We start from the raw sequence: 17,380 nt of genomic DNA, 5'->3' as shown, positions 1-17,380 counted from the left end.
GATCAAGAGGTTAGGGGTTCGACTCCTCTCGGGCGCGCTTTTATTAACGGGAAGTGGCTCAGCTTGGTAGAGCACCTGGTTTGGGACCAGGGGGTCGCAGGTTCAAATCCTGTCTTCCCGATATTCCTAAAAAACATGGGGCCTTAGCTCAGCTGGGAGAGCGCCTGCCTTGCACGCAGGAGGTCAGCGGTTCGATCCCGCTAGGCTCCACTTATATTAATATCATTTATGGCGGTGTAGCTCAGCTGGCTAGAGCGTACGGTTCATACCCGTGAGGTCGGGGGTTCGATCCCCTCCGCCGCTACCATAAAGGACCTTTAGCTCAGCTGGTTAGAGCAGACGGCTCATAACCGTCCGGTCGTAGGTTCGAGTCCTACAAGGTCCACCATTAGACGTATATATCTCGGAGGTATACCCAAGTTCGGCTGAAGGGATCGGTCTTGAAAACCGACAGGCGGCGAGAGTCGCGCGGGGGTTCGAATCCCTCTACCTCCTCCATTTTTTCTAAAGTAAATATTTTATCATCGCGGGGTGGAGCAGCACGGTAGCTCGTCGGGCTCATAACCCGAAGGTCGCAGGTTCAAATCCTGTCCCCGCAACCAAATGGTCCCGTGGTGTAGTGGTTAACATGCCTGCCTGTCACGCAGGAGATCGCCGGTTCGACCCCGGTCGGGACCGCCATTTTTACATAAAGGCTCGGTAGCTCAGTCGGTAGAGCAGAGGACTGAAAATCCTCGTGTCGGCGGTTCGATTCCGTCCCGAGCCACCATTTTGAAGTCGCAAGCCGACTTAGCTCAATTGGTAGAGCAACTGACTTGTAATCAGTAGGTTGGGGGTTCAAGTCCTCTAGTCGGCACCACTTTCAAAATGAGCCATTAGCTCAGTTGGTAGAGCATCTGACTTTTAATCAGAGGGTCGAAGGTTCGAGTCCTTCATGGCTCACCATTTACAATTTAATGCGGGTGTAGTTTAGTGGTAAAACAAGAGCCTTCCAAGCTCTGGTCGAGAGTTCGATTCTCTTCACCCGCTTTTCAATTATGGGCCTATAGCTCAGCTGGTTAGAGCGCACGCCTGATAAGCGTGAGGTCGATGGTTCGAGTCCATTTAGGCCCACCATAATTGTTCCGCAGTAGCTCAGTGGTAGAGCTATCGGCTGTTAACCGATCGGTCGTAGGTTCGAGTCCTACCTGCGGAGCCATATTTATAGAGAAGTACCCAAGTGGCTCAAGGGGCTCCCCTGCTAAGGGAGTAGATCGCGAACGCGGTGCGAGGGTTCGAATCCCTTCTTCTCTGCCAGAACTGGCCCGTTGGTCAAGTGGTTAAGACACCGCCCTTTCACGGCGGTAACACGGGTTCGAATCCCGTACGGGTCATACTAAAAGAGATAGCATAATCTGCTATCTCTTTTTTGTTGTATAAAAGTGGACTTTGGATAGTCTGCTTTTTTATGCAATAGAAGAAATATGAAGTATTCGCTGTTGCAGTTGAGTACATAGAGAGCCGTAAATACAATCATGTTATTTATTTGGACCTGTATGGATATGAAGGAATTATCTTCAACTTGAACTTTTACCCCAGCTGTATGGCTGTAGCCTCCTACACTTGGAGAAACCGATGAAAATACATCCGGGAGCTACTGTGGAAAATAAATAATATATAGAAGAAGCTGCTTTCTCTCAATAGGTGTGATCTACTGAAGACAGCTTTTTTATGTTGTCAGTATTGTCGAGTTTTGTCGGTAAGTCGATATATTGCAAAAATCGCTGATATAATTTGAGTTACGATCGATAAATTTTAATAATCGCTGATATATTTGGAGTTACGCTCGATATATTCTAAAAATCGCTGATATAATTTCACTTACCGACAAAAACCACAAGAAAATCCCTTTCACAATCTAAAGAAAAACGCCTCCATTGAAATGGATTCCACACCTATTCCAATAACTTTACACTCTATGTGAAAAAGTTCACAAATAGGTCATAATTTGTGAAGTAATTCACAATAATACGTGCTACAATATGAATGTAAAGAAGTTAAACAACATTAAATTAGTATTTTAATTAATTACTTAAACAATCATAAAAAAATATATGTGAACAATAGAGAGGGGAAATTACCATGAAAAAAGGTATCAATCGTGTAGTATTAGTAGGAACAGGAGCTGTAGGTTGTAGTTACGCTTACTCAATGATCAACCAAGGTGTAGCTGAAGAATTCGTATTAGTAGATGTTAATGAAGCAAAAGCAGAAGGGGAAGCAATGGACTTAAGCCATGCGGTACCATTCTCTCCATCACCAACAAAAGTTTGGAGCGGTAGCTATGCAGATTGTAAAGATGCAGATTTAGTTGTTATCACTGCTGGGTTACCACAAAAGCCAGGTGAAACTCGTTTAGACTTAGTTGAGAAAAATACAAAGATCTTTAAACAAATCGTTCGAGGCATTATGGATAGCGGATTCGATGGAATCTTCTTAATTGCAACTAACCCAGTTGATATTTTAACTTACGTAACTTGGAAAGAATCTGGTTTACCGAAAGAGCGCGTAATCGGTTCTGGTACTACTTTAGACTCTGCTCGTTTCCGTTACATGTTAGGTGACTACTTAGATGTGGATCCACGTAACGTTCATGCTTACATCGTTGGTGAACACGGTGACACTGAACTTCCAGTATGGAGCCACGCTACTATCGGTGTACAAAAATTAGAAACAATCTTAGCTAACAACGAACAGTACAAACAAGAAGACTTAGACAAAATCTTCGAAAACGTACGTGATGCAGCTTACCATATCATCGAGCGTAAAGGTGCAACTTACTACGGAATCGGTATGTCACTACTTCGTGTAACTAAAGCAATCTTAAACAACGAGAACAGCGTATTAACTGTATCTGCATACCTTGAAGGTCAATACGGCGAGAAAGATGCTTACGTAGGTGTTCCAGCTGTAATTAACCGCGAAGGTGTACGTGAAATCGTAGAACTTGAGCTAAATGAAGATGAAAAAGCGAAGTTCGCTCATTCTGTAAAAGTATTAAAAGAAACAATGGCACCAGTACTATAATAATTGCTAAATAGTTCAGAGGTGGGAAACTGCTTCTTACCTCTGAACTTATATAATTTAATATAAATTCCTTTTCCGGTTTCCCTTGTATATCCCCAATATACCCCTTTTGCTGGATAAGGGTCGTTTATAGAAAAAGAGCACTCTATTTTACGTAGAGTGCTCTTTATTATTCCGCTATTTGCCGGGCAGTAAAACCTCAATTGATTAAAGTTTCACTTTATTATTTTTTAGGCGTTAATCCTAATTTCTTTAAAATATCTGCCAGTGTACCGCTTTTGGATTTTTCTACAGGTGTTTGTGATTTAGATGCATCTGGACCTTTTTTCAAGAAGTTCTTTTCGACGAAGCGAATATCTTTTTCATCGACAATCCCATCTTTATTAAGGTCTCCGTCTTTTACAGTTAGTCCTTTTTTATCATAGTTGCTAGCGATAATTTCAGCATCTCTAATATCGATTACTTTATCAGCATTTACATCGCCGGCAAGGTTTTCGTCAGGTCTTGCATAATAATATTGGCCAAGTAGCTTTCAGTATCTAATTTTGTTGTTAGACAGCTTGAAATGAGTTACTCGATGTTTTGGAATCACTGAAATAAGCGAATAAACCACCGAATGTAAGTGATAAGCTGAGCGTTGCCGTGCCAATTTCCATTTCTAATTTTTGTTTTACTGGCATAAGAACCTTAATTTAATTTTTTATCGAATTTTCGTTTTGGATATAGATAGAGTAAACACAGTATTTTAGTATGAGTTATATTTACGAAAATTTAATATTCTTTATTGAGAACAAAAATGTCTACTTATAAATTTCGCATTTCAATAAAATTGTGACAAAAAATATTGAGAAACATTTTTTTATGACAGATTATTTTGTTTTGATTTTAAGTGGAAAATAGCATGAAAAATAGGATAAACATAATAAAATAAAGGTTGAGAAAAAATAATTGGTAAAAATATAGAAGGATAATAAAGCGTTTTCAATGAATATTCGTCAAAATTCGATATTTTACACGGAAATGTGAAGGAAAACTAACATTTTTAAGAAAAAAACGAATGTTTTTTATAAATTAACAAGGATATTGCAGTTTTTCGCAGAAATAGTTAAAGTATAAAAAATTCTGTCATCTAAGTGAGGTGAGCATATTGAGTGTAATAAATTGTGAAGAAGTGAAACGAGATGAGTTTCATACAGAAAAGTACTATGAAAGTTATAATATCTTTGGCGCACATGTTATGACGGAAGATGAGATTCAAGGAGTACGATTTACAGTGTGGGCTCCTCATGCGAAAGCAATGAGTGTTGTTGGAGATTTTAATGAGTGGGATTATGAGCAACATAAAATGCTACAAGTGACAGAAGAAGGCATTTGGTCCTTGTTTATACCGCATATTGAAGAAGGAGAAATATATAAATATGCGATTGAAACGTTGGCTGGTGACGTCATTTTAAAGGCAGATCCGTATGCTGTATATGCAGAAGTAAGACCGAATACGGCATCTGTAGTTTTTGATATAAAGGGATATGAATGGAATGATAAAAACTGGACTCGTAAGAAAAAGAAAAAATCGATTTATAAAGAAGCGATGACAGTTTATGAATTGCATTTTGGTTCTTGGAAAAAGAAAGAAGATGGAACACTGTATTCTTACAGGGAAATGGTAGAAGAACTCATTCCATATGTGGTGGAACATCAATTTACACATATTGAAATTATGCCGCTTGTTGAGCATCCATATGATCGTTCTTGGGGATACCAAGGAACGGGATATTATGCAGCGACGAGTAGATTTGGTACGCCGCATGATTTAATGTATTTTGTCGACGAATGTCATAAATATGGAATCGGTGTCATTTTAGATTGGGTGCCGGGGCATTTTTGTAAAGATGCTCACGGTTTATATTTGTTTGATGGTACACCGACCTATGAATATAAAGATAAAGATGTACAAGAAAATCCAGTATGGGGAACTGTCAATTTTGATTTAGGAAAGAGAGAGGTACGTAATTTCTTAATTTCAAATGCGTTATTTTGGATGAGATATTTCCATATTGATGGTTTCAGAGTTGATGCAGTTGCGAACATGTTGTACTGGAATAAAGAAGGACAAGAGCAAAGTAATGAGCATGCTGTTTCATTTTTAAGAGAGTTAAATGAAGCAGTGTTTGCAGAGGATGAAGATTTTCTTATGACGGCAGAAGATTCAACAGCTTGGCCACTTGTAACAACTCCAACGTATGAAGGTGGGCTTGGATTCAATTACAAATGGAATATGGGCTGGATGAATGACGTGCTGAAATATATGGAGTGTGCGCCTGAATATAGGAAACACATTCATGAGAAAATGACGTTTTCTTTGCTATATGCGTACTCTGAAAACTTCATATTACCGCTTTCTCATGATGAAGTCGTTCATGGGAAAAAGTCGTTATTAAATAAAATGCCAGGTGATTACTGGGATAAGTTTGCTCAGCTTCGTTTATTATATGGATATTTCTTTACTCACCCAGGAAAGAAATTACTTTTCATGGGAGGAGAATTCGGGCAGTTTGATGAGTGGAAAGACCTTGAAGATTTAGATTGGAATTTACATGATTTTGAAATGCATCGTTATATGCATGATTACTTTAAAGAGCTCATAGCATTGTATAAGCGCTCAAAACCACTTTGGCAGCTTGATCATTCGCCTGAAGGTTTTCAGTGGATTGATGCTAATAATAACGAGCAAAGTATTTTCTCGTTTATCCGTCAAGGGGATAAACAAGAGGATGCGTTAGTTATCGTATGTAATTTTACGAAAGCTACATATGAAAACTATAAAGTAGGTGTACCAGATTTCGAGTATTATAACGAGATTTTAAACAGTGATGCACAGCAATATGGCGGTTCGGGGCAAGTGAATAAGAAACGTCTTAAGACGATTCTAGAACCGTACCATAATCAAGCAGCACATGTAGAGATTACAATTCCACCATTTGGCGTATCCATATTACGACCAGTGAAGACGAGAAAGGGGAGCAAAAAACAAGATGGCTCAAAAACAAAAGTGCGTAGCAATGTTACTAGCAGGGGGAAAAGGTAGTCGTTTAAGTGCATTAACAAAAAATTTAGCCAAGCCAGCTGTTCCATTTGGTGGTAAATATCGCATTATTGATTTTACGCTAAGTAACTGTGCGAATTCTGGTATTGAAACGGTTGGGATTTTAACGCAATATCAACCACTCGAACTTCATAATTATATCGGAATCGGAAATGCGTGGGATTTAGACCGAGTAAACGGTGGAGTCACAGTATTACCTCCTTATGCGGAGTCTTCAGGGGTTAAGTGGTATACAGGTACGGCAAGTGCCATTTATCAAAACTTAAACTATTTAAGTCAATATGAACCAGAGTATGTTCTTATTTTATCAGGCGACCATATTTATAAAATGGATTACAGTAAGATGCTAGATTACCATATTGAGAAAGAATCGGATGTATCCATTTCTGTTATTGAAGTACCTTGGGATGAAGCGAGTCGCTTTGGCATTATGAATACGAATGAAGAGATGGAGATTGTTGAGTTTGAAGAGAAACCACAATTTCCAAGAAGTAATCTTGCATCAATGGGAATCTATATTTTTAATTGGTCAATTTTGAAAGAGTATTTAGAGATGGATGCAAGAAATCCTGAATCTAGTAACGATTTCGGAAAAGACGTACTTCCGCTTTTATTGGATGAAGGGAAGAAGTTAATGGCGTATCCGTTTGAAGGATATTGGAAAGATGTTGGAACGGTGAAGAGCTTATGGGAAGCGAATATGGATTTGCTTCGCGATGAAACATCACTGAATTTAAACGATCGTAATTGGCGTATTTACTCTGTCAATCCAAACGAACCGCCTCAATATATTGCTGAAAAGGCGAAAGTAGAAGAATCGCTTATTAACGAAGGGTGCGTCATTGAAGGGGACGTGAAGCATTCTGTGTTATTCCAAGGAGTGACGGTGGAAGAAGGAAGTATGGTGATTGATTCTGTCGTTATGCCAGGAGCTAAGATTGGTAAAAATGTTGTGATTGAAAGAGCGATTGTTGGATCAGAAATGGTTATCGAAGATGGAACAATCATTCGTCCAGAAAAGAATGTTGACGATGTAGTATTAATTGCTGAAGGGAAATAGAAAAGGGGGATGAAATGAATGGGAGAAAAAATGTTAGGAATTATTAATGCAACGGGAAGTTTTCCTTCCTTAAAGAAAGTAACAGGGCATCGTTCACTAGCGGCGTTACCGTTTGGGGGCCGTTATCGACTCATTGATTTCATGCTTTCAAATATGGTGAATTCTAGTATTCATAGTGTAGCAGTTTTTACAAGCCATAAAAATCGTTCGTTAATGGACCATGTTGGTTCAGGAAAACAGTGGGATTTAGATAGAAAACGAGACGGACTATTTTTATTCCCGCCAAACTGCCAATGTGACCAAGATGAATTTGGGTCTTTTGCACACTTTAGAAGACATATTGATTATTTTCTAAGAAGCAGAGAAGAGTACGTTGTTATTACGAATAGCCATCTCGTAACAGCATTAAATTTTCAAGCGGTGTTAGAGCGACATATACATACGGCAGCTGATATTACAGAAGTTTGCCATGAAGGGGTTTCGCTTCAAACATACGTGTTAAAGAAACAATTATTGTTAGACTTATTTGAGTCATATAAAGATGTGGAGCAATACAGTTTATTTGATGTAGTGAGAGAAAAACGCGGGAAATCATTACATATTGCTACATATGAACATACTGGATATGTAGCAATTATTGACTCGATTGAAAGTTACTATAAACATAGCTTAGAAATTTTGCAACCTGCTATTTGGAAGCAATTATTTAAGAAAGAAGCACCGATCTTTACGAAAGTAAAAGATGAGCCACCAACTCGTTATTTAAAGGGTGCAGTCGTGAAAAATACAATGATTGCAAATGGCAGTATTATTGAAGGGGAAGTCGAAAACAGTGTTGTTTCCCGTTCAGTTAAAATTGGAAAAGGTTCAAGTATTCGTAACAGTATTATTATGCAAAAGAGCCAAATTGGAGATAACTGTATAATAGACGGTGTTATTATTGATAAAGACGTGAAAATTGGCGACGGTGTCGTATTAAAAGGAAGCGCCGATGAGCCGTATGTTGTAGAAAAAGGAAGCGTACAAAACAGTACGATTAATAGTTATTCCTAAAGAATCAGTGGGGGCTTTTTCCTCCACTGATTAAAGTTTTAATTTAAATGAAAACTCGAAGGGAGGAAGCTGCAAGAGGAGTAATAAAAACTTTTCGCGCAGTGGGACAACAAGTGAATATTTTATTTGCAGTATCAGAATGTGTACCGTTTGTGAAATCGGGAGGATTAGCTGATGTAGCGGGTGCACTCCCAAAAGAGCTAAAAAAATTAGGAGTGGACGTTCGTATTATACTTCCGAATTATAGTCTCATTCCGCAAAAGTTAAGAGATGGATGTACGTTACATAAAGTAATTAACGTCCCTCTTGGGTGGAGAAATCAATATTGTGGAATTTTAAAAGGTGAGCAAGACGGAATTACGTATTACTTAATAGATAATGAATATTATTTTAAGAGAGATTCTCTGTATGGGCATTACGATGACGGAGAGCGTTTTTCTTATTTCTCAAAAGCAGTGTTAGAGTGTATTCCGCACCTTGATTTTGAAGTGGATGTTCTTCATAGCCATGATTGGCATACGGCTATGGTTAATTTCTTACTTCGTGAAAAGTATCAAGATAACCCGTTATATGAGCGTATTAAAACGGTATATACGATTCATAACTTGCAGTTCCAAGGTGTATTTCCTCCTGAAGTGATGTACGACTTGTTAGAGCTTGGTGATGAATATTTTCATAGTGAGCAGCTAGAGTTTTATGGAAACGTAAACTTTATGAAAGGCGGTATTATCGCTTCGGATCAAATTACAGCGGTGAGCCCGACGTATAAAGAAGAAATTCAATATGAATTTTTCGGTGAGAAGTTAGATGGATTACTGCGAAAATATAATGATAAGCTTAGCGGCATTGTAAATGGTATTGATACGAGCGTATATAATCCAGAAACGGATTCGTATATTAAGGCTCAGTATGATGCAGAGTCATTATATGAAAAGAGTGAAAATAAACGCGCCTTGCAGCGTTATTTTGGTTTGCCAGAAAAAGAGGATACACCAATTATTTCAATGGTAACGAGATTAACGAAACAAAAAGGTCTTGATTTAGTACGTACTGTATTCCGCGAAATAATGGAAGAAGATGTACAATGTATTATTTTAGGTTCAGGTGATTCGGAATATGAGCAATTCTTTGAGTGGATGGCATATGAGTATCCGGAGAAGGTAAAAGTTTATATCGGATTTAATGAAGAATTAGCTCACCAAGTGTATGCGGGAAGCGATTTGTTTTTAATGCCATCGCTGTTTGAACCGTGTGGACTTGGACAACTTATCGCATTAGCATACGGTACAATTCCAATTGTAAGAGAAACAGGTGGGTTAAACGACACGGTACATTCTTATGATGAAGAAACAGGCGAAGGAAATGGTTTCAGTTTCACGAATTTTAATGCACATGACATGCTGCATACGATTCATCGTGCAATTGAATTCTATCATGATAAACCAGTGTGGGAGCAGCTTGTAAAACAAGCGATGACTGAAGATTATAGCTGGGAGCAATCGGCTCTTGCTTATAAGGAATTGTATAAAAGTCTCATGGAATAACATGTAGGTGGTGAAAAAATGTTTACTCATGTTGAAAGTTTTAAATCAACTTTTCTAGAAAAGTTAGAGACGATGTATGGTAAAAGTTTTAAAGATTCTACAACTCGTGATCAATATAATACACTCGGCCATATGGTACGTGAGTATATGAATAGTCAATGGATTGCAACGAACGAGAGTTATCGATCCGGAGAGCAAAAGCAAATGTATTACTTGTCTATTGAGTTTTTGCTTGGACGTTTGCTTGGAAGTAACATCTTGAATTTAGGTATTCGAGATGTATGCGAGCAGGGGTTATCTGAACTAGGGATTTCGTTACAAGAGTTAGAAGAAGTGGAAGCAGATGCAGGCCTTGGTAATGGTGGGCTTGGACGCTTAGCAGCCTGTTTTCTCGATTCACTCGCATCTTTAAACTTACCAGGACACGGCTGTGGAATTCGTTATAAACATGGTTTGTTTGATCAGAAAATTGTTGATGGTTATCAAGTTGAATTTCCAGAACAGTGGCTTCTTCATGAAAACGTATGGGAAGTAAGAAGGTATGATCAAGCTGTAGAAGTAAGTTATTTCGGCAGTGTTGAACCGCTAGAAATTGACGGGCGTTTAGAGTTTAGGCATACAAATGCAGAAGTCATTATGGCCGTGCCATATGACGTGCCGGTAGTTGGCTATGAGACGAGTACTGTAAATACACTTAGACTTTGGAATGCTGAACCAGTTCCTTTCCCGCAAAACTGCAAAGATATTTTGAAATATAAGCGTGAAACAGAGGCTGTATCGGAGTTTTTATATCCAGATGATACGCATGATGAGGGAAAAATACTTCGTTTAAAACAACAGTATTTCCTCGTATCAGCAAGTTTGCAAAATATCGTTCGAATGCATAGAGAAAGATATGGTGACCTTCGTCAACTACATGAAAAAATTGCGATCCACATTAACGATACACATCCGGTTTTAGCAATTCCGGAACTGATGCGTATTTTACTAGACGAAGAAAAGTTAGCATGGGAAGAAGCTTGGCACATAACGACGCAGACGATTTCTTATACGAATCATACGACGTTATCAGAAGCGCTCGAAAAGTGGCCAATTCACATTTTTAAACCGTTATTACCGAGAATTTATATGATTATTGAAGAGATTAATGAACGTTTCTGTCATGAACTGTGGGAACAGTATCCGTATGAGTGGGATCGTATTGAAGCAATGGCGATTATTGCACATGACCTTGTGAAAATGGCTCATTTAGCGATTGTCGGTAGCCATAGCGTAAACGGTGTAGCAAAAATTCATACGGAAATATTAAAGCAGCGGGAAATGCGATTGTTTTATGAATTTTATCCAGATAAGTTTAATAATAAGACGAATGGAATTGCTCATAGGCGCTGGCTTATGAAAGCAAATCCACAGTTAACAAATCTCATTTCAGAGGCGATTGGAACGGAGTGGAAGAAAGAACCGATTAAGCTTCAAGAGCTACAATTAGTTCAATATGATGCGAGTTTCCAAGAGAAATTTGCAGAGGTAAAACAAGAGCGTAAAGAGATTTTAGCAGAGCGTATTCATAATACAATGGGGATTACCATTGATCCAAATTCTATTTTTGATGTGCAAGTGAAAAGATTACATGCTTATAAACGACAATTATTAAATGTTCTTCATATTTTATATTTATATAACCGTTTGAAAGAGGATGCTAGTTTTACATTTTATCCGCGTACTTTTATTTTTGGAGCGAAAGCATCACCTGGCTATTATTACGCGAAAAAAATTATTAAATTAATAAATGAACTCGCAAGAAAAGTAAATAATGACCCGTATGTCAGTCAATATATGAAAGTTATCTTTCTAGAAAACTATCGAGTTTCTTTAGCGGAAGATATATTCCCAGCGGCGGATGTAAGTGAACAAATTTCAACGGCGAGTAAAGAAGCATCGGGAACAGGTAATATGAAATTTATGATGAATGGTGCGATTACACTCGGAACGCTAGACGGTGCTAACGTTGAAATAAAAGACCGGGTCGGTGATGATAACTGTTTTATTTTCGGTTTAACGGCCGAAGAGGTTCTTCATTACTATCAAAATGGTGGCTATCGTGCAAGTGATTATTATCACCACAATAGACACATAAAAAAAGTAGTTGATCAATTAACAAATGGTTTCTTTGCACAATCGGGAGCTGAATTTGAAGCGATTTACGATTCTCTCGTTATTCAAAACGATGAATATTTCGTTCTGCGAGATTTTGGTCCATATGCTGAAAGACAAGAGGCTGTCGGTAGAGCTTATGAGAACCGAACGAAGTGGCTAGAAATGTCGATTTTAAATATTGCACAGTCTGGTCATTTTGCGAGCGATCGAACGATTTTGCAGTACAGTAATGAAATTTGGGGTATTGGTAATGCAGTTAAACAGTTTTAAAGAGGTTGCTATATTGGGAGATATATTATCGATTTACCAACCGAAATGGATATTAATAAATAAAACGGGCTTAATAAAATTAAGCTCGTTTTATTTATTTTGCTTAAGAAAGAAATGGAACAGTGGTATATATGATACCTGCCCCATCATACTCTCCTGTCGCAAAGTATGAAAATGTAAAGAAACCTGTAACCGTAAAAATTACAATAAGAAAAAATGCGAAGATAAATTTTAACATGTAAGGTCCCCTCATCCAAAAATAACTTCATACATTATTATAGTATACGAATATTTTATTTCCAATTGTTTACTGGTTAAAAATGAGAAGTCAGACATGTTTTGTATGTTGTAATGGAATGATTATTTGTAATGGATTTTGTGTTTTTTGTAAATGTCATGTTGTGATGGACGTGTGCATACTCCCAATCATGATCATTAAAATTTATGTTTCGGGGAGGGAGAAGTGGGACGACATCGAACAAGTTGACGAAACGAAAGCTACTAGCTACTTGTAGTTTATAATAATTTCGAAAAGCGATATCTCCTACTTTTGGAGAAGCGAATGTATAAAGTCCATACTGTGCGAAGGCAGTATTTATACGTGCATCTAATATGTGTAATGTGGCAAGCGCGCCACCTAGACTATGCCCAGTAGCTAGCAGTTTTTTATGTGCTGGCAATGATACGAGCATATCCATAATAGAATCACGACAAGACTCATAAATAGAGAGAAAACCGTTATGGACATTTCCGCCATTTAAAGCATAAGGATAAGGTTTTTGATTGACGAGAGAATCAATAATCCAATCGGGGTCTGTTTGAGTGCCTCTGAAGGCAACAATAATTGTATCCTCAGATTCTAATATAAATCCGAACCATTCTGTTGTTTGAATGGCCTTTCCTTGAAACCCTTGTACATATTGAAAACCATCTGGTATCTCGAAAATACCATTTTGTTTATATTGTTCATACGTTAACTCACAACAAGAAGCTAACAGTATGGCAGTGTCTTTATCAAAGGATAAAGGAGTACGCATTAAGGAAGCCCTCCTTAAGAAAAAGTATAGTTTAATATATGCAGTGAGGAACTTGATTCATTCTTTTGGAGGTGGGGAATAGCTTGTATCGCTTATCTAAATCAGTGGAGGAAATTATAAGGTCAAAATAAAACAGTGCCTGATAAGGGCACTGTTTACTCTTTTTCATCTCAAGGAGTCGACTTTTTTAGTTATTCTTAATGAACTGACGTATGCGTTAGTTGCATAAGTAAGAGGTTTGAAAAAATAGCCTGTATATATTTGAACGATGAATAACTTACCTATTTTCTTGTGTTTGTTTACACTATATACAGAAAAATTTGAAAAACAAAACGTATTATTTATCTGTTTGTTTTTGCTTCTTTTTCAAATACTCCGTACGCAATTTTTCAAGTTGCTGCTTTTTATCAAATTTGGCAGGTTTCTGTTTTTCATGGAACTTTGCCACAGCTACCTGACTTTTGGAATCCAATTGATATTTTCCCACTTTGTTCACCTACTTTTCTTGTCTCTAAAGAGAATCTATTCAACAAATATAATATACCTTATTTTCCTGAAGTAAACCTTATTACTTTATTTTAACTGCTTTTTCTCGTTTGTAGACGTAAATTAAAACACTCTTTCACTACATTACTGCAAGCAAGGGTGTTTTAATTTTATTATTTTATTAGTTGATGGCCATGCCTACATAAGGGCACAGTTTACTCTTTCCCATCTAATAAACGACCAAGTCCACCTAATACACTACCTTCGCCAGTACTTTGCGCTGCTGGGCTTGTAAGGCGTGCTGCTAAGCGGCTAAGTGTTAAGGACTGAATCCAAACTGTTCCAGGACCTTCTAATGTTGCGAAGAATAAACCCTCGCCGCCAAATAGAGCTGTTTTTACTTTACCAACGAACTCGACATCATAGTTAATGTCTTTTGTCATAGCAACGAGACAACCTGTATCAATACGAAGTTTCTCACCAGGTTTTAATTCACGTTTATATACAGTTCCACCTGCGTGCATGAAAGCAAGGCCATCACCTTCAAGTTTCTGCATGATGAAACCTTCACCACCGAAGAAACCAGTTCCTATTTTTTTCGTAAATTCAATTCCGATGGAAACACCTTTTGCGGCACAAAGAAAGGCATCTTTTTGACAAACTACTTTTCCTTGATACTCTGTTAAATCTACAGGAATAATTTTACCAGGATAAGGAGCAGCAAATGAGACGTGGCGCTTGCCGTGACCTGTATTTGTAAATACAGTCATAAACATACTTTCGCCTGTAACGAGACGTTTACCAGCGCCCATTAATTTTCCGAATAAACCTCCAGATGGGCCAGAACCATCACCGAAGATTGTTTCCATTTCTATGTAATCTTCCATCATCATCATTGCGCCAGCTTCTGCGATCACGCTCTCTTCTGGATCTAACTCAATTTCAACAAACTGCATATCATCGCCATATAACTTATACTCGATTTCGTGTGCTCTCATTTTTTTCACCTCGTATGTAATAGATACTTATATTGTACAGAATTTAATAGGATTAGAATACTTTAGTTTTGTTAATTTTCAAATAAAGTGGAACCAGCCAAAACTGATTATCAGCTCCCGCCAATCAAGCTGTCCACAAATGGCGGGATAATATATGAATATAGAAATTCAACATTATATTAAAATTATAAAAAAATGGTGGAATGAAAGTGTTCTCATTTGACGTTTTGGATATAGCGTGATATAGTGAAATCACTATTGAGCTACATAATGTGGTACGGAAATAAAGCACGTTGAATTAAAGGCTGTAAGCTTGTTATACATTCATGTCCTTTATATCCACCTTTTCATGTGGATTCATAGTTTCATTTTTATTTAGGAGGTACATGACATGCAAACAGGTAAAGTTAAATGGTTCAACAGCGAAAAAGGTTTCGGTTTCATCGAAGTTGAAGGTGGAGACGATGTATTCGTTCACTTCTCAGCTATCCAAGGTGACGGATTCAAAACTTTAGAAGAAGGTCAAGAAGTTTCTTTCGAAATCGTTGAAGGTAACCGTGGACCACAAGCTGCTAACGTTACAAAAAACTAATTAGCTAGCGATAAAAAGCATTCCGATTTTCGGAATGCTTTTTTTTATTCTTTGGAACTAGATTCATTTGAAGATAATTCACCTTTGAAGGTACGTTCTTCAAAATCATCAAGCATTTGTTCATATTCTTCATGCTCTTCTGTAGCGAAAACTTGTGGGTTTTTCCCGTACATATCCGTACCGATAAAGTTTTCAAAATCCTCCACGTAGCCTACGTTTTCTTCACTATTTACATACATGCCATTATAGTTTTTTGAATCTTGTCTTTCTAAATCAGACGGCGTTTCAGATGTTCCGTAATTTGCGACATCTTGCCACGCATCTTCCGCATCGTACTCAACAGAATGGTCCTCATCATGCTTGTGGAAAGAAGGAGACAACACTTCTTCTTCAACTGGTCGTGTATTCATATTTAACTTATTTGTCGCGTGCTGGATGCATGTTGTAGCGGTTGGCATTGCTTCCAATCTTTCAAATGGAATTTCTTCGCCAGACACTTCGCAAATGCCGTACGTACCCGCTTCTATTTTTTGCAAGGCATGTTTCGTGTCTTCAAGCTGTTTATGCCAAAGTTCAATAAGTCCGAAGTCTTTTTCCCGTTCATATAGCTCTGTAGCCATATCAGCTGGATGGTTATCATAGCTAGATAATTCTCCAACGGAATCACGTTCAGAAGCACGATCTGTATTTTCATGAGTTTGTATCGTTTGCTCTAGTTCTTGTTTTTGTTTTTCTAAAATGGATTTAAATTGACCTACTTGTTGTGGAGTTAACATAGTCGTCCACCTTCCTACAATTCAGTTTCTTTACATAGTATGGGCGTTGAGAGTAGGAATTATGAGATGAATTTCAGATATGAAAAAGGAGCCGCATAAGCAGCTCCTTTTATAGAAAGTATCCAAGTAATAATCCGATTCCCATTAGGAAACCGAAGATTGTATTTGTTTTTGCTGTTGCAATCATCGCAGGTACCATTTCTATTGGAATGCTTTTGCCGATAAAGCCTTTCGTCGCTTTAAATGCTTTCGGTGCACTTAAAAATACGATAAGCATCCATGGTGATACGATGCCCACGATAATTAAAGCAATTGTCCAAATGTAGGAAACGATGAACATCGAAGCAAGTACACCAACCGCTCGCTCGCGCCCAACGAGAATTGCTAACGTTTTACGACCGTTTTCTTTATCGCCATCCAAGTCACGAATATTATTAGCTAGTAAAATGGCGCCAATTAAAATGGAGCTTGGGATAGATAGTAAAATGACTTCTGATGTTACAGTTCCAGTTTGAATAAAGAATGAAATCCCAATAATAATGACACCCATAAATAATCCGGCTGTCAACTCTCCAAATGGTGTATATGCAATTGGAAGTGGGCCACCTGTATAAAGGTAAGCAACGGCCATACAAACAAGACCGATTGCAGCAAGCCACCAGCTAGAATTCATACAAATATAAACACCTAGTAGTATTGCGATGCCGAAAAATCCAAATGCTAAGTTAAGCACTGTTTTTGGCTGAATGCCATCGCGAACGATAGCGCCGCCGATACCAACTGAACCTTCGTGATCGAGTCCTCTTTTATAATCAAAGTATTCATTAAACATGTTTGTTGCTGCTTGAATGAGAAGACAAGCAAGAAGCATCATAAGGAAAAGAGGAAGATGTATTTGATTTATACCTCCGACCTGCATCGAATATGCTGTTCCGATGAAAACAGGTACGAAAGCGGCTGTTAATGTATGGGGACGTAGTAAACTCCACCAGATGCGCCAGCCTGTTTGCTTACTTGGCTTTGGCGCCGTAGGAGAGGAATTCGTTTTGACGTTCATTTCCATGTTGAATCCTCCTTTGGTCACATATTGTACACAACTAAGTGTAGAAAAAGCATCATTTAGTGTCAACGTTTATTTTCTAGGAAGAGAAGGTGAATTTCTCAGAAATGCTAAACGTTGACAGGCCTTTCGTTTGAGGTGTATCTTAAAATCAAGCGTAATTATGACTATTTTTCGC

General features: G+C 38.0%; 13 protein-coding genes, 15 tRNA genes and 2 pseudogenes. 22 read left to right on the top strand and 8 right to left on the bottom strand.

Annotated features, from left to right (window positions below; translation table 11 throughout):
* Window positions 1-47: 47 nt before the first annotated feature.
* The 16 genes from GBN91_RS05580 to GBN91_RS05505 all read left to right on the top strand — a co-directional run bounded on the left by GBN91_RS05580 (window position 48) and on the right by GBN91_RS05505 (window position 3,066).
* Window positions 48-121, top strand: a tRNA-Pro gene (locus tag GBN91_RS05580).
* A 16-nt stretch (window positions 122-137) separates the two neighbouring features.
* Window positions 138-210, top strand: a tRNA-Ala gene (locus GBN91_RS05575).
* A 20-nt stretch (window positions 211-230) separates the two neighbouring features.
* Window positions 231-307: transfer RNA gene (locus tag GBN91_RS05570), tRNA-Met, on the top strand.
* A gap of 4 nt (window positions 308-311) precedes the next feature.
* Window positions 312-388 (top strand) — tRNA-Ile (locus GBN91_RS05565).
* 17 nt (window positions 389-405) lie between these two features.
* Window positions 406-498: transfer RNA gene (locus tag GBN91_RS05560), tRNA-Ser, on the top strand.
* A 27-nt stretch (window positions 499-525) separates the two neighbouring features.
* A tRNA-Met gene (locus GBN91_RS05555) sits at window positions 526-602 on the top strand.
* A 3-nt stretch (window positions 603-605) separates the two neighbouring features.
* A tRNA-Asp gene (locus tag GBN91_RS05550) sits at window positions 606-681 on the top strand.
* 12 nt (window positions 682-693) lie between these two features.
* Window positions 694-769, top strand: a tRNA-Phe gene (locus tag GBN91_RS05545).
* 14 nt (window positions 770-783) lie between these two features.
* Window positions 784-859 (top strand) — tRNA-Thr (locus GBN91_RS05540).
* 10 nt (window positions 860-869) lie between these two features.
* Window positions 870-945 (top strand) — tRNA-Lys (locus tag GBN91_RS05535).
* Window positions 946-958: 13 nt separating this feature from the next.
* A tRNA-Gly gene (locus GBN91_RS05530) sits at window positions 959-1,029 on the top strand.
* A 10-nt stretch (window positions 1,030-1,039) separates the two neighbouring features.
* Window positions 1,040-1,116 (top strand) — tRNA-Ile (locus tag GBN91_RS05525).
* Between the two features lie 7 nt (window positions 1,117-1,123).
* Window positions 1,124-1,198 (top strand) — tRNA-Asn (locus tag GBN91_RS05520).
* Window positions 1,199-1,205: 7 nt separating this feature from the next.
* Window positions 1,206-1,296: transfer RNA gene (locus GBN91_RS05515), tRNA-Ser, on the top strand.
* A 5-nt stretch (window positions 1,297-1,301) separates the two neighbouring features.
* Window positions 1,302-1,373: transfer RNA gene (locus GBN91_RS05510), tRNA-Glu, on the top strand.
* A 748-nt stretch (window positions 1,374-2,121) separates the two neighbouring features.
* Window positions 2,122-3,066: an L-lactate dehydrogenase gene (locus GBN91_RS05505; RefSeq protein WP_000715338.1), complete on the top strand. Its 945-nt coding sequence runs from the start codon at window positions 2,122-2,124 to the stop codon at window positions 3,064-3,066.
* Window positions 3,067-3,289: 223 nt separating this feature from the next.
* On the opposite strand, the pseudogene GBN91_RS05495 reads toward GBN91_RS05505, so the two are convergent.
* Both GBN91_RS05495 and GBN91_RS05490 read right to left on the bottom strand, forming a co-directional pair.
* A pseudogene (locus GBN91_RS05495) lies at window positions 3,290-3,598 on the bottom strand (dockerin type I domain-containing protein); the annotation flags it as partial.
* A 25-nt stretch (window positions 3,599-3,623) separates the two neighbouring features.
* Window positions 3,624-3,746: pseudogene (locus tag GBN91_RS05490) on the bottom strand (TasA family protein); the annotation flags it as partial.
* 467 nt (window positions 3,747-4,213) lie between these two features.
* On the opposite strand from GBN91_RS05490, the gene glgB reads away from it, so the two are divergent.
* From glgB to glgP, 5 genes are all read left to right on the top strand, one after another.
* Window positions 4,214-6,151 carry a 1,4-alpha-glucan branching protein GlgB gene (glgB, locus tag GBN91_RS05485; protein ID WP_152121304.1) on the top strand — a complete coding sequence of 646 codons (1,938 nt, stop codon included), beginning with the start codon at window positions 4,214-4,216 and terminating at the stop codon, window positions 6,149-6,151.
* Entirely contained in the window at window positions 6,099-7,229 is a 1,131-nt protein-coding gene (gene glgC / locus GBN91_RS05480; protein ID WP_000057604.1) for a glucose-1-phosphate adenylyltransferase, read from the top strand. Before glgB ends, glgC begins: the two co-directional genes overlap by 53 nt.
* Window positions 7,230-7,247: 18 nt before the next feature.
* On the top strand, window positions 7,248-8,282 hold the full coding sequence (gene glgD / locus GBN91_RS05475; protein WP_152121303.1) for a glucose-1-phosphate adenylyltransferase subunit GlgD: 1,035 nt from the start codon (window positions 7,248-7,250) through the stop codon (window positions 8,280-8,282).
* A 113-nt stretch (window positions 8,283-8,395) separates the two neighbouring features.
* A complete protein-coding gene (glgA, locus tag GBN91_RS05470; RefSeq protein ID WP_023901191.1) occupies window positions 8,396-9,826 on the top strand; it encodes a glycogen synthase GlgA in 1,431 nt (476 codons plus the stop codon).
* A gap of 18 nt (window positions 9,827-9,844) precedes the next feature.
* The gene (gene glgP, locus GBN91_RS05465) at window positions 9,845-12,253 is read left to right on the top strand and encodes a glycogen phosphorylase (RefSeq protein ID WP_000494108.1); all 2,409 of its coding nucleotides are present in this window, start codon (window positions 9,845-9,847) and stop codon (window positions 12,251-12,253) included.
* A gap of 103 nt (window positions 12,254-12,356) precedes the next feature.
* On the opposite strand, the gene GBN91_RS29415 is transcribed toward glgP, so the two are convergent.
* From GBN91_RS29415 to GBN91_RS05455, 4 genes are all read right to left on the bottom strand, one after another.
* Window positions 12,357-12,491, bottom strand: coding sequence for a hypothetical protein (locus GBN91_RS29415; RefSeq protein WP_000911065.1), 135 nt, complete (start codon window positions 12,489-12,491; stop codon window positions 12,357-12,359).
* A 76-nt stretch (window positions 12,492-12,567) separates the two neighbouring features.
* The gene (locus tag GBN91_RS05460; protein WP_001260111.1) at window positions 12,568-13,290 is read right to left on the bottom strand and encodes a lipase family protein; all 723 of its coding nucleotides are present in this window, start codon (window positions 13,288-13,290) and stop codon (window positions 12,568-12,570) included.
* Window positions 13,291-13,627: 337 nt separating this feature from the next.
* Entirely contained in the window at window positions 13,628-13,777 is a 150-nt protein-coding gene (locus tag GBN91_RS28745) for a hypothetical protein (RefSeq protein ID WP_000521639.1), read from the bottom strand.
* 214 nt (window positions 13,778-13,991) lie between these two features.
* Window positions 13,992-14,774: a TIGR00266 family protein gene (locus tag GBN91_RS05455; protein ID WP_001201257.1), complete on the bottom strand. Its 783-nt coding sequence runs from the start codon at window positions 14,772-14,774 to the stop codon at window positions 13,992-13,994.
* Window positions 14,775-15,165: 391 nt separating this feature from the next.
* Between GBN91_RS05455 and cspD the strand changes: the two genes are divergently transcribed.
* Window positions 15,166-15,366 carry a cold-shock protein CspD gene (gene cspD, locus GBN91_RS05450; protein ID WP_001193054.1) on the top strand — a complete coding sequence of 67 codons (201 nt, stop codon included), beginning with the start codon at window positions 15,166-15,168 and terminating at the stop codon, window positions 15,364-15,366.
* A gap of 44 nt (window positions 15,367-15,410) precedes the next feature.
* Here cspD and GBN91_RS05445 read toward each other — a convergent pair whose 3' ends face one another.
* Window positions 15,411-16,142, bottom strand: a complete 732-nt coding sequence (locus GBN91_RS05445; RefSeq protein ID WP_000957393.1) for a yteA family sporulation protein — start codon at window positions 16,140-16,142, stop codon at window positions 15,411-15,413.
* 109 nt (window positions 16,143-16,251) lie between these two features.
* Complete coding sequence (locus GBN91_RS05440) at window positions 16,252-17,205, bottom strand: 1,4-dihydroxy-2-naphthoate polyprenyltransferase (protein WP_000425769.1); 954 nt, start codon at window positions 17,203-17,205, stop codon at window positions 16,252-16,254.
* Window positions 17,206-17,380: the final 175 nt, after the last annotated feature.

Source organism: Bacillus sp. B1-WWTP-T-0.5-Post-4 (genome assembly GCF_009183795.1).
In the GTDB taxonomy this organism is placed as follows: Bacteria; Bacillota; Bacilli; order Bacillales; family Bacillaceae_G; genus Bacillus_A; species Bacillus_A cereus.
The sequence above is the reverse complement of the archived record's forward strand: the minus strand, read 5'-3'. Positions and strand labels throughout refer to the sequence as shown.